9 protein-coding genes, 2 pseudogenes and 2 riboswitches are annotated in these 11,878 nt (G+C 73.0%); of the genes and pseudogenes, 10 read left to right on the top strand and 1 reads right to left on the bottom strand.

What is annotated here, in order from left to right:
* Window positions 1-235: pseudogene (locus D474_RS0111635) on the top strand (acyltransferase); the annotation flags it as partial.
* A gap of 9 nt (window positions 236-244) precedes the next feature.
* Here the strand turns inward: D474_RS0111635 and D474_RS33315 are convergent.
* Window positions 245-781: a helix-turn-helix transcriptional regulator gene (locus tag D474_RS33315; RefSeq protein WP_017613744.1), complete on the bottom strand. Its 537-nt coding sequence runs from the start codon at window positions 779-781 to the stop codon at window positions 245-247.
* Here D474_RS33315 and D474_RS33310 point away from each other — a divergent pair.
* The 9 genes and pseudogenes from D474_RS33310 to D474_RS32955 form a co-directional block, all read left to right on the top strand.
* A complete protein-coding gene (locus tag D474_RS33310; protein ID WP_239647046.1) occupies window positions 752-1,018 on the top strand; it encodes a hypothetical protein in 267 nt (88 codons plus the stop codon). The genes D474_RS33315 and D474_RS33310 overlap by 30 nt on opposite strands.
* 121 nt (window positions 1,019-1,139) lie before the next feature.
* Window positions 1,140-1,922, top strand: a complete 783-nt coding sequence (locus tag D474_RS0111625) for a thioesterase family protein (RefSeq protein ID WP_017613742.1) — start codon at window positions 1,140-1,142, stop codon at window positions 1,920-1,922.
* Window positions 1,923-2,020: 98 nt separating this feature from the next.
* A riboswitch (cobalamin riboswitch) is annotated at window positions 2,021-2,253 on the top strand.
* A 57-nt stretch (window positions 2,254-2,310) separates the two neighbouring features.
* Window positions 2,311-3,351 carry an ABC transporter substrate-binding protein gene (locus tag D474_RS0111620; RefSeq protein ID WP_017613741.1) on the top strand — a complete coding sequence of 347 codons (1,041 nt, stop codon included), beginning with the start codon at window positions 2,311-2,313 and terminating at the stop codon, window positions 3,349-3,351.
* A complete protein-coding gene (locus tag D474_RS0111615) occupies window positions 3,348-4,364 on the top strand; it encodes a FecCD family ABC transporter permease (protein WP_017613740.1) in 1,017 nt (338 codons plus the stop codon). The genes D474_RS0111620 and D474_RS0111615 overlap by 4 nt, the downstream gene beginning before the upstream one ends.
* 38 nt (window positions 4,365-4,402) lie before the next feature.
* A complete protein-coding gene (locus tag D474_RS0111610) occupies window positions 4,403-5,200 on the top strand; it encodes an ABC transporter ATP-binding protein (RefSeq protein ID WP_040703390.1) in 798 nt (265 codons plus the stop codon).
* Window positions 5,201-5,228: 28 nt separating this feature from the next.
* Window positions 5,229-5,375: riboswitch (cobalamin riboswitch) on the top strand.
* Between the two features lie 36 nt (window positions 5,376-5,411).
* Complete coding sequence (gene cobN, locus D474_RS0111605; RefSeq protein ID WP_017613738.1) at window positions 5,412-9,002, top strand: cobaltochelatase subunit CobN; 3,591 nt, start codon at window positions 5,412-5,414, stop codon at window positions 9,000-9,002.
* Window positions 8,999-9,724 (top strand): precorrin-6A synthase (deacetylating), encoded by a 726-nt coding sequence (gene cobF, locus D474_RS0111600; RefSeq protein ID WP_017613737.1) that lies wholly within the window; start codon window positions 8,999-9,001, stop codon window positions 9,722-9,724. Before cobN ends, cobF begins: the two co-directional genes overlap by 4 nt.
* Before the next feature lie 11 nt (window positions 9,725-9,735).
* Window positions 9,736-11,250: pseudogene (locus D474_RS28395) on the top strand (cobyric acid synthase); the annotation flags it as partial.
* Window positions 11,251-11,622: 372 nt separating this feature from the next.
* Window positions 11,623-11,878 (top strand): precorrin-6A/cobalt-precorrin-6A reductase (locus tag D474_RS32955; RefSeq protein ID WP_204367114.1); only part of this gene is annotated, 256 nt, incomplete at its 3' end.

Below are 11,878 nucleotides of genomic sequence, written 5' to 3'. Positions count from 1 at the left end.
CGGCGGGCCGGCCGCTCGCGGGGTCGGCCGGGTGGTCGCCGCGCTCTCCGGTCTCAGCTTCGGCGTCTACCTCGTGCACGTCATGGTGCTCAACACCCTCCGCGATCTCGGCGGCACCCCCGACGGCGGCGCGGCGTTCTTCGCGGCGTGCGGGTACGCGGCCGCGACGGCGGTGGTCAGCACCGCCGTGGTCGTCGTCATGCAGCGGATCCCGTACCTGAGGTCCACTGTCTGAGCTCCAGAGCTACTGGGCCGGGTGTTCGGGCCGCCCGCCCAGGACACGGGTCCGAGCGTCCACCGCCGGGAGGTCCGGTCCGGGCCCGGCCTCCCGGTAAGCGCTCGGGCTCACCCCGTACCGGCGCTTGAACGCGGTGCTGAACGCGAAAGCACTCCCGTATCCCACCCGTCTGGCCACCGAGGCGAGCGTCGTGTCCGATCCCCTCAGCAGGTCCGCGCCCAGGGCCAGGCGCCACCGTGCCAGGTGGGCCATCGGCGGCACCCCCACGAACTCGGCGAACCGCCGTGCGAACACCGCACGTGAGGTCCCTGCTTCGGTGGCGAGCGCGGAGACCGTCCACGGGCGCTCGGGCGCGGAGCGCATCAGGGCCAGCGCCCGGCCCACCACGGGGTCGGCCTCCGCCCGGTACCAACCGGGGGTCTCCGCACTGCCCTCGGCCAGCCAGTCGCGCACCATGCCGGCGAGCAGCAGATCCAGGACCCGGTCCAGGACGAGCGCCTGCCCGAGGCGGTCGTGTCCCAGCTCGGCCCCGAGCAGTTCCACGAGGGAGTCAGTGCCGGTCCCGGTCCCCGCGGGTCGGACGAGGACTTCGCCGCGGCGCTCGCGGCGGAGGGGGTGCCGGCCGGGGTCGGGGCGATGCTCGGTGAGCTGTTCGCGGTCGTGCTGGACGGGCGGAACTCGCACACGACCGACGGTGTGCAGCGGGCGTTGGGGAGGCCGCCGAAGGACTTCTCCGACTACGCCCGTGAGGTCGCAGCGACGGGTGTGTGGACGCCCTGATCCGAGGTCGCTGCGCCGTACCCGGAACGCGCGGGCCGGCATCCCCCTACGTCCGCACAGGCGGGGGAACGGCCCGCACCGGGCACTGGTAGGAAGGAGGCCCCGAGGGAGGAGCCCCCGCATGGACGTGTTCTACGAACGCACTGGCCCCGCCGAGTTCAGCCCCACCCCGGCGACCGCGGGCCCCTGGAGCCCGCACCACCAGCACGCCGGGCCCCCGTCCGCGCTCCTGGCCGGCGCGCTCGAGGACCTGCTCCCCGGTCCGGATCACCGCCTGGCCCGGATGACCGTCGACGTGCTCGGGCCCGTCCCGCTGGAACCGCTGAGCATCGAGGCCTCCGAGATCCGCCCCGGACGCAGCGTCGGGCTGCTCGAGGCCCATGCTTACGCCGGCGGCCGCGCCGTGCTCACCGCCCGCGCCTGGCGCATGCGGACCACGCCCCGAGGGCTCCCGGCCCGTCCCGAGGCCACCCCCGCGCCCCCGGAGATCCCCGCCGAGCGGCAGAGCATCGAGATGCCCGGTGCGCACACCGGCGGGTACCTGTCGGTCGTCGAGTGGCGCACCACGGAGGGTTCGGTGGGCGGCCTCGGCCCCTCCCGGTCGTGGGGCCGGTCGACGATCCCGCTCCTCGTGGGTGAGCAGATGTCGCCCTGGCAGCGCACCGTGCTCCTCGCGGACTCGGCGAGCGGCATCAGCCTGACGCTGGATCCTCTGCGGTACCCGGCCATCAACTGCGACCTCCACGTCGTACTGCACCGCGACCCGGCAACCGAATGGCTGCTGGTCGACGCGGAGACCACCACGGCCCCGGAGGGTGGAGCGCTCACCTCGACCGCGCTCGGCGATGTCGAGGGGCCGGTCGGAACAGCGACGCAGAGCCTGTTCGCGCAGGCTCTCGGGTGACCGGTGCGGCGCCCGCCCGCTGCCGGCGGCCGGAGCGCCGCCGTCGCACGGCTTCCGGGCCCCGGGCCCGGGTGCCCTCGTGTCCCCTTTGGGGTACTTGGTAACCTGCCTCGGCCAGTCGAACCACGGATGTGGTCAGGGAATCCGGTGCGAATCCGGAACTGACGCGCAGCGGTGAGGGTGACGGGCGGGCACACGCGGCGTGCATCGAGCGCGCACATGCCACTGGGAGGGGCCGCCGCGACCAGCAGGGTCGGGGAGGCAGCCACCGGGAAGGCGCTCCGTCCGGACGACCCCGAGTCCGAAGACCTGCTGGCACCCCGCGCCACCAGCGCGGGCACCGAAGCCAGGCTCCGCGATCGAGCCCCGACTCCTCCGAGGCACACCCATGTCCCGTTCCGTGTCCAGCACCTGGGCAGTACTCCTCGCGTCGTCCCTCCTCCTCACCGCGTGCACGTCCCCCGAGGGTTCCGGTGACGACACCTCCGGGGCCGACGCCGCCGGTTACCCGCGCACCGTCGACAACTGCGGACACGAGGTCACCGTCGACGCCCCGCCGGAGCAGGCCGTCTCGCTGAACCAGGGCAGCACCGAGATCCTGCTCTCCCTCGGCCTGGAGGACCGCATCGCCGGCACCGCGACCTGGACCGACCCGATCATGGAGGGGTTGGAGGAGGCGAACGAGGAGATCCCGCGCCTGGCCGAGAACCAGCCCTCCTTCGAGAACGTCCTCGACACCGAGCCCGACTTCGCGAGCGCCTCCTTCGAGTCCACCATCGGCCAGGGCGGGGTCGCCACCCGCGACCAGTTCGAGGACCTCGGCGTGCCGGCCTACGTCTCCCCGTCCGACTGCGCCTGGGGCAAGGACAACGAGAGCGGCGGCGACGGATCCCGCTCCGAGGCCCTCACCCTCGATGCCGTGTACGAGGAGGTCGACGATCTCGCGCACCTCTTCGACGTCGAGGACCGGGGTGACGAACTCGTCGACGAGCTCCAGGGCCGGGTGGACACCGCGACCGAGGACCTCGAGGCCTCCGACGTCTCCCTCATGTACTGGTTCGCCAACTCCGAGTCGCCCTTCCTCGCCGGCTGCTGCGGCGCGCCCGGCGCCATCACGGCCGAGACCGGCACCGAGAACGCCTTCGACGATACAGAGGACGAGTGGCCCCAGATCAACTGGGAGACTGTCGCCGACCGCGACCCCGACGCCATCGTGCTCGGCGACCTCACGCGCGAGTCCGAGACCGCGGAGTCGGCCGAGGACAAGATCGCCTTCCTCGAGGACAACCCCGCCACCAGCAACCTCACCGCCGTGCAGGAGGAGCGCTACATCCTGCTCAGCGGCCAGGCCATGAACCCCTCGATCCGCACCGTCGAGGGCGTCGAGCAGGTCGCCGACGGGCTGCGCGACCTCGGGCTCGCCGAGTGAGCCGCGCCCGCCCGGCCCTGCTCCTGGCGGGCGGGCTGGTCGCGCTGGCGCTGTCGGTCTCGGTCACCGTGACAGTCGGCCCCGCGGCCATCACCCCAGCCGAGGTGTGGGCCTCCCTCGGAGCCCGGCTCGGGATCGGCGAGAGTCCGCTGACCCCGATCCAGGACGGCATCGTGTGGGACCTGCGCATGCCCCGCACGCTCATCGCAGCGGTGTGCGGCGCCGGGCTGGCGCTGTGCGGGGCGGTCATGCAGTCCCTGCTGCGCAACCCGCTGGCCGACCCCTTCGTGCTCGGGGTGTCGTCGGGCGCGTCCACGGGTGCGGTCGCGGTCATCGTCCTCGGCTGGGGCGCCGGCGTGGTGTCGCTGTCGGCGGGAGCGTTCGTCGGGGCCCTGCTCTCCTTCGGGATGGTCATGCTGCTCAGCCACAGCCTCGGCGGGAGCATGGACCGGGTCGTGCTGTCCGGGGTCGCGGCCATGCAGCTGTTCTCCGCGCTGACCTCGTTCACGGTGCTGCTTTCGGCGGACGCGGAGACCACGCAGGGCGTGCTCTTCTGGCTGCTGGGTTCGTTCAGCAACGTGGGGTGGGCCGACGTGGTGCTGTGCGCGGCTGTGCTTGCGGTCGTGATGGCCGTGTGCCTGGCCCACACCACGACCCTGGACGCTTTCGCCTTCGGGGAGGAGGCCGCCGCGTCGCTCGGGGTGCGGGTCGCGCGGGCACGCTTGGTGCTGCTGACCGCGACCGCCCTGCTCACCGCCGCGCTCGTCAGCAGCGTGGGCGCGGTCGGGTTCGTGGGTCTGATCCTGCCGCACGCCACCAGGATGCTGACCGGGGCGATGCACGCGCGGCTGCTGCCCGTGGCCGCGGTGATCGGTGCGGTGTTCCTGGTGTGGGTGGACACCCTCGCCCGGACCGCGCTCGACCCGCAGGAGATCCCCGTCGGTGTGGTCACCTCTCTCGTCGGCGTGCCCGCGTTCATCGCCGTTCTGTACCGATCCAGGGGGAAGTCGTGAGCGATATCGCAACCGCGGTCGAGGACGGGACCGGAGCCGTGTCCGGAAGCCCGTCCCAGGGCGGGCACCTGCGCGCGGACGGGGTGGTGCGCCGGATCGGCGGCCGCGTCGTCCTGGACGGGGTCACCCTCGCACCGCACCCGGGGGAGACGGTCGGGCTGCTGGGGCCGAACGGGTCCGGAAAGTCCACCCTGCTCCGGCTCCTGGCCGGGGTGCTCGGGCCCACCGCGGGCAGGGTCACCTTCGACGGGGACCCGCTGCCGCGCGTCGGGCGCCGGGCGGTCGCGCGCCGGGTGGCCGTGGTGCAGCAGGAGTCCCACACGCAGACCGAGATGAGCGTCCGGGACGTCGTCGGGCTGGGTCGGATCCCGCACCGGCGAGCCTGGACCCCGGTCACCCCCGACGACCGGCGCGCGGTCGACACGGCTCTGGAGCGCACCGGGTTGGCCGACCGTGCGGGCCAGTCCTGGCACACACTCTCCGGCGGGGAGCGGCAGAGGGTGCAGATCGCGCGTGCACTGGCCCAGGAACCCGGTGAACTCCTGCTCGACGAACCCACCAACCACCTGGACATCCAGTACCAGCTCGACCTGTTGGAGCTGGCGGTGAGCCTGCCGGTCACCACGGTGATCGCATTGCACGACCTGAACCTGGCGGCGATGTACTGCGACCGGCTCGTCGTGCTGCGGGACGGACGCGCAGTGGCGGAGGGGACGCCGGGCCAGGTGCTGACGCCCGCGTTGATCCGGGACGTGTACGGGGTGAGGGCCGAGGTCACCGGGGAGGGGGACCGGCCCGTCGTCCGGTTCCTGCGCCGCGGGGATCCCGAGATCTGACGGGACCGAGAGGGGCGTCCCGGAGGCCCAGATGCAGGCCGGTCACGGGCGCCCGTTAGTGTGTGAGCTCTCCGTTCGTGGCGCAGGAACCCGGTGCGAGCCCGGGGCGGTTCCGCCACTGTGACGTCCCCGACAAGGGACCCAGCCAGACACTGTCCACGTTCGGTCCGACCATCGACGGGGCGAGAACCCCTGGGGAGGAAGTCCGGCCATGACGGTACGGATCGCGCTGCTGTCCACGTCCGACACCGATCTGCTCTCCGCGCGGGCCAGCGGCGCCGCGTACGCGTGGGCCAACCCCTCGCGCGCCACCGACACCGAGCTCAACGACACCGTCGAGGGCGCCGACCTCGTGGTGGTCCGGTTGCTGGGATCCCCGCACGACCTGTGGCACGGCCTGGCCGCGGTCCGCGAACGCGGGACCCCGCTGGTGGTGCTCAGCGGCGAACAGCAACCCAGCGCCGAGCTCATGGAGCGCTCCACGGTCCCGATGGGCGTGGTGACCGACGCGCACCGCTACCTGGCCGAGGGAGGGCCGACCAACCTCGCTCGGCTGCACGCGTTCCTGTCCGACACCGTGCTCCTCACCGGGCAGGGTTTCGAACCGCCCGAGCACATCCCGCTGTGGGGCAGGGCCGAGCGCGACACCCCCGCCGACCCGTCGCTGCCCAAGGTCGGCATTCTCTACTACCGCGCCCACGAGGCCGGCGGGAACACGGCGTTCGCACACACCCTCGCCGACGCCATCGACGCCACCGGCCGTGCCGTGGGTGTTCCGGTCTTCGCCGGATCGCTGCGTTCGGCCCCCGACGAGCTGTTCGAGGCGCTGCGCGAGTTCGACCTGCTCATCGTCACGGTCCTGGCGGCCGGCGGCAGCGTCCCCGCGTCCGCGAGCGCGGGCGGTGACGACGAGGCCTGGGACGTGGAACGCATCGCCGCCCTCGACGTCCCGGTCCTGCAGGGCCTGTGCCTGACCAGCTCGCGTGCCGACTGGCAGGAGACCGCCGAAGGGGTGAGCCCGCTCGACTCCGCCACCCAGATCGCGATCCCCGAGTTCGACGGGCGCATCATCACCGTCCCGTTCTCCTTCAAGGAGATCGACGAGGACGGCCTGCCCCGCTACACCGCCGACCCCGAGCGCTGCGACCGCCTCGCCGGGATCGCCGCCTCGCACGCCCGCCTCCGCAGCGTCCCGACCGCCGAGAAGCGCCTGGCCGTGGTGCTGTCGGCCTATCCGACCAAGCACTCCCGCATCGGCAACGCGGTCGGCCTCGACACCCCGCGTTCCCTCGTGCGCCTGCTCCGCCGCCTGCGCGCGGACGGCTACGACCTCGGCGACCCCGCCGACCTGCCCGGCCTGGATCTCGAGGACGAGACCGAGGCCGGTGACGCGCTCATGCACACGCTCATCGAGGCAGGCGGCCAGGACGAGGACTGGCTGACCAACGCACAGATGACCGAGGCGCAGGTGCGCATCACCCCGGAGCAGTACGCCTCCTGGACCGAGCACCTGCCGTCCGCGCTCAAGGACGCGATGGCCGAGACGTGGGGTCCGGCACCCGGCAAGCTCTACGTCAACGACGAGGGCGAGCTCGTGCTGGCCGCGCTCCGGGCCGGCAACGTCGTGGTCCTGGTTCAGCCCCCGCGCGGGTTCGGCGAGAACCCCATCGCGATCTACCACGATCCCGAGCTCCCCCCGAGCCACCACTACCTGGCCGCCTACCGGTGGCTGGAACACGGGTTCGGTGCGGACGCCGTCGTCCACCTGGGCAAGCACGGTTCGCTGGAGTGGCTGCCCGGCAAGGACGCCGCCCTGTCCGCCGATTGCGGCCCCGACGCCGTGCTCGGGAACCTGCCGCTCATCTACCCGTTCCTGGTCAACGACCCCGGTGAGGGGGCCCAGGCCAAGCGCCGCGCCCACGCCACGGTCGTCGACCACCTCGTCCCGCCCATGGCGCGCGCCGAGAGCTACGGCGACATCGCCCGCCTCGAACAGCTGCTGGACGAGCACGCCAACATCGCCGCCATGGACCCGGCCAAGCTCCCGGCGATCCGCGCCGAGATCTGGTCGCTCATGCGCGCGGCCGAGATGCACCGCGACCTCGGGCTCGAGGAGCGCCCCGACGACGAGGAATTCGACGACTTCCTGCTGCATGTCGACGGCTGGCTGTGCGAGATCAAGGACACACAGATCCGCGACGGTCTGCACGTGCTCGGCGAGGCCCCGGAGGGCGAACCCCGCGTCAACCTGTCCCTGGCCGTTCTGCGCGCCGCCCAGGTCTGGGGCGGGGTCGGCGCCGCCGTGCCCGGTCTGCGCGCCGCCCTGGGACTGAAGGGCGAGGCGCCCACCAACGAGGTCGACGAGGTCGAGTCGCAGGCCCGCGCTCTCGTCCAGGGGATGGAGGACGCCGGCTGGGACCGCTCCGCTGCGGCCCGCCTGCACGAGGACCCCGACGTGCGCAGGGTCCTGGAGTTCGCCGCCGAGCAGGTCGCGCCCCGGCTGGCCGACACCACCGATGAGCTCGACAACCTCACCCACGCCCTCGACGGCGGGTTCGTGCCGGCCGGGCCGTCCGGATCGCCCCTGCGCGGACTGGTCAACGTGCTCCCGACCGGCCGGAACTTCTACACCGTCGACCCCCGCGCCGTGCCGTCCCGCCTGGCGTGGGAGACCGGTCAGGCCATGGCCGACTCCCTGCTGCGCCGCCACATCGATGAGACCGGCACCTACCCGGGTTCCGTGGGCCTGTCGGTGTGGGGCACCTCGGCGATGCGCACCTCCGGCGACGACGTGGCCGAGGTCCTGGCGCTGCTCGGTGTGCGCCCCGAGTGGGACGAGGCCTCCCGGCGCGTGCGCGAGCTCTCGGTGATCCCGCTCGAGGAGCTGGGCCGTCCCCGCATCGACGTGACCGTGCGCATCTCCGGGTTCTTCCGCGACGCGTTCCCGCACGTGGTCGCGATGCTCGACGATGCCGTCGCCCTGATCGCCGACCTCGACGAGGCCGACGAGGACAACTACGTGCGCGCCCATGCCCGCGCCGACCTGGACGAACACGGGGATCACCGCCGGGCCACCACCCGCATCTTCGGTTCCGCGCCCGGCTCGTACGGTGCTGGGATCCTGCAGCTCGTCGAGTCCGGGAACTGGCGCGACGACCGCGACCTCGCCGAGGTGTACACGGCCTGGGGCGGTTACGCGTACGGGCGCGGGCTCGACGGGGTTCCGGCCGCCGACGACATGCGCACCAACTACCGGCGCATCAAGGTCGCCGCGAAGAACGTCGACAGCGCCGAGCACGACATCGCCGACTCCGACGACTACTTCCAGTACCACGGCGGCATGATCGCGACCGTGCGCGCGCTCACCGGCAACGCCCCCAAGGCCTACGTGGGCGACTCCACCACGCCCGACGCCGTTCGGACCCGGCCCCTCGCGGACGAGACCGCCCGGGTGTTCCGCGCCCGTGTGGTCAACCCGCGCTGGATCGGGGCGATGCGCCGCCACGGGTACAAGGGCGCCTTCGAACTCGCCGCGACCGTCGACTACCTGTTCGGGTTCGACGCCACGGCCGGGGTCGTGCACGACTGGATGTACGAGAAGCTCGCCGCCGAGTACGTGCTCGACGAGGAGACGCAGGAGTTCATGCGCCGCTCCAACCCGTGGGCGCTCAACGGCATCGTCGAGCGCCTCAACGAGGCGGCCCGCCGCGGGCTGTGGGAGGAGCCGGACCAGGACACGCTCCGCAAGCTGTCCGAGGTGTACCTGGAGGTCGAGGGCGACATCGAGGCGCGCTCCGAATGAGGGTCCGCATCGTCGGGATCGGCATGGGGCCCGACCAGCTCACCCCCGAGGCCGCCGCCGCGCTGCGCGGATGCGACTACGCGGTGGCGGCCCGCAAACGGCGCGACGACGGGTTGTTCGACCTGCGCCGCGCCGTGTGCGACGCCCACGGGCTGCCCCTGGTGGGCGTGCCCGACCCCGAACGCGACCGCGACGACCCGGCCGACTACCGGGCGGCGGTCGCGGACTGGCACGAGGCGCGGGTACGGGCGTTCGAGCAGGTGCTGGCCGAGCGGGGCGGGACCGCCGCGTTCCTGGTCTGGGGCGACCCCTCGCTGTACGACTCGACGCTGCGGATCGTCGCGCGCATCGCCGAACGGGCGGAGGTCCCCCTGGACTACGACGTGCTGCCGGGCATCAGCGCCCCGCAGCTGCTCGCCGCCCGGCACCGGATCGTGCTGCACGGGGTGGGTCGGCCGGTGCACGTCACCCCGCTGCGGAGGCTGGACGAGGCCGTTGCAGCCGGGCACGACGACATCGTCGTGATGCTCGGCGCACGGGCCGAGTTCGAGGGCCTGGAGGCGTGGTCGATCTGGTGGGGTGCCAACCTCGGGACCGGCACCGAGGAACTGGTCTCCGGCCGGGTCGGTGACGTGCGGACGGAGATCGGGGCTGCCCGGGCCCGGGCGAAGGAGAGCGCCGGCTGGGTCATGGACACCGCGTTGTTGAGGAGGCCGTCGTGAGCGGGGGAGCGCTGAGCGGTTCCGGCCCGGGGGTTCCTTCCGGCCGCGGGCTGCTGGTGGCGGGAGCCACCTCCGACGCCGGCAAGAGCGTGGTCACCACCGGGCTGTGCCGGGCCCTCGCGCGGCGCGGGGTACGGGTCGCGCCGTACAAGGCCCAGAACATGTCCAACAACTCCATGGTCTGCCACGGGCACGATGGGCGGACGGCGGAGATCGGCCGCGCCCAGTGGGTGCAGGCGCTCGCGGCCCAGGCCCACCCCGAACCCGCCATGAACCCGGTCCTGCTCAAACCCGGCACCGACCGCCGCAGCCACGCCGTGCTCATGGGGCATCCGGCGGGTGACCTGTCCTCCACCGATTGGGAGCAGGGGCGCAGGCACCTGGCCGAGGCCGCGCACGCCGCCTTCGACGACCTCGCCTCCCGGTACGACGTCGTGGTGGCCGAAGGTGCGGGGAGCCCGGCCGAGATCAACCTGCGCGCCGGCGACTACGTGAACATGGGGCTCGCGCGGCACGCCGGGTTGCCCACGGTGGTGGTCGGCGACATCGACCGGGGCGGGGTCTTCGCCTCGCTGTACGGCACCGTGGGGTTGCTGGAACCGGCCGATCAGGCTCTGGTGTCGGGGTTCGTGGTCAACAAGTTCCGGGGGGACCCGGCTCTGCTGCGGCCGGGCCTGGACGACCTGGAGCGGATGACCGGGCGGAGTGTGTACGGGACCCTTCCGTGGGACGCGGGCGTGTGGCTCGATTCCGAGGACGCGTTGGACCTGGCTGCGCGCAGGTCCGGTGGAGACGCGTCGGACGGGGAGGGTTCCGTCCGACGTGTGGCGGTGGTGCGGCTGCCGCGCATCAGCAACTTCACCGACGTGGACGCGCTCGGCCTGGAACCCGGGCTCGACGTCGTGTTCGCGTCCTCCCCGCACGATCTTTCCGACGCGGACCTGGTGGTCCTGCCCGGGAGCCGCTCCACCCTCGCCGACCTGGAGTGGCTGCGTGCGCGCGGCCTCGACCGGGCCCTGCGCGAGCACGTGGGCAGGGGGCGCCCGTTGCTGGGGGTGTGCGGCGGGTTCCAGATGCTCGGGCGCACGATCACCGACCCCGACGGGGTGGAGGCCGCTGCCGGGGCGAGCGCCGAGGGGCTCGGGCTGCTCGACGTGCGGACCGACTTCACGGGAGGAAAGACGCTGCGCCTGCCGTCGGGGAACGCGCTCGGGGCGCCCGCGTACGGGTACGAGATCCACCACGGCCGGGTCACGGCAGGCGACGGGGGCGAAGCCTTCCTCGGCGGTGTGCGGTCCGGTGCGGTCTTCGGGACCATGTGGCACGGGAGCCTCGAGGGGGACGAGTTCCGGTCGGCGTTCCTGGCGGAGGCCTTGGATGTGAAACCGTCCGGCACGGGGTTCGCGGCCGCGCGCGAGCAGCGGTTGGACGTGCTGGGGGACCTGGTGGAGCGCCACCTCGACGTCGACGCGCTGCTCGGCCTCGCGCGAGGGGGTGCGCCCGGGAACCTGCCCGTGCTCGCGCCGAGCACGACGTCCCACGCGGTCGCCGATGCTGCCGGGCCCGAAGGGTCCGGGCCGAGCACGACGCCCGGTACAGGCGCCGTTCCAGGTGAGGATGTGGACGTGTCGCCGGGGGAAGGCGTTGCCGGGTGCGGCGTCCCCGCGTCCGGGACCCCGTCCAGTGAGGCGCCTGCAGGTGCCGATACGTATGGCTCGCCCGGCGCTGAGGTGCCCGCAGAGCGCACACATGGCGGTTCGTCCGATGAGGCGACACGTGCCGACACACCCACGGACCTGGACAAGGGCCCGGATGCGCGCCCTGGAACGGGTGCTGCCGACCTCCGGTCGGTCGGCGACGGGCATGCGCGCGGGCGGTCGTTGCCTGCCTCGTCTGCGGTGGCCCCGGCCGGTCCTCGAGTGCTGCTCCTGGGCGGGACGTCGGAGGCGCGTGAACTCGCCGCGCTCCTGGTGGAGGCCGGGATCGACGTCACCAGCTCCCTCGCGGGACGGGTGGCCCGCCCGCGGCTGCCCGTCGGCAGCGTTCGTATCGGTGGGTTCGGCGGTGTGGAAGGGCTGCGCGCGGTGCTGCCCGAGTACGACGTGGTCGTGGACGCCACGCACCCCTTCGCTCGCGGGATGAGCGCCAACGCGG

This window comes from Nocardiopsis salina YIM 90010, assembly GCF_000341025.1.
In the GTDB taxonomy this organism is placed as follows: domain Bacteria; phylum Actinomycetota; class Actinomycetes; order Streptosporangiales; family Streptosporangiaceae; genus Nocardiopsis; species Nocardiopsis salina.
The sequence above is the reverse complement of the archived record's forward strand: the minus strand, read 5'-3'. Positions and strand labels throughout refer to the sequence as shown.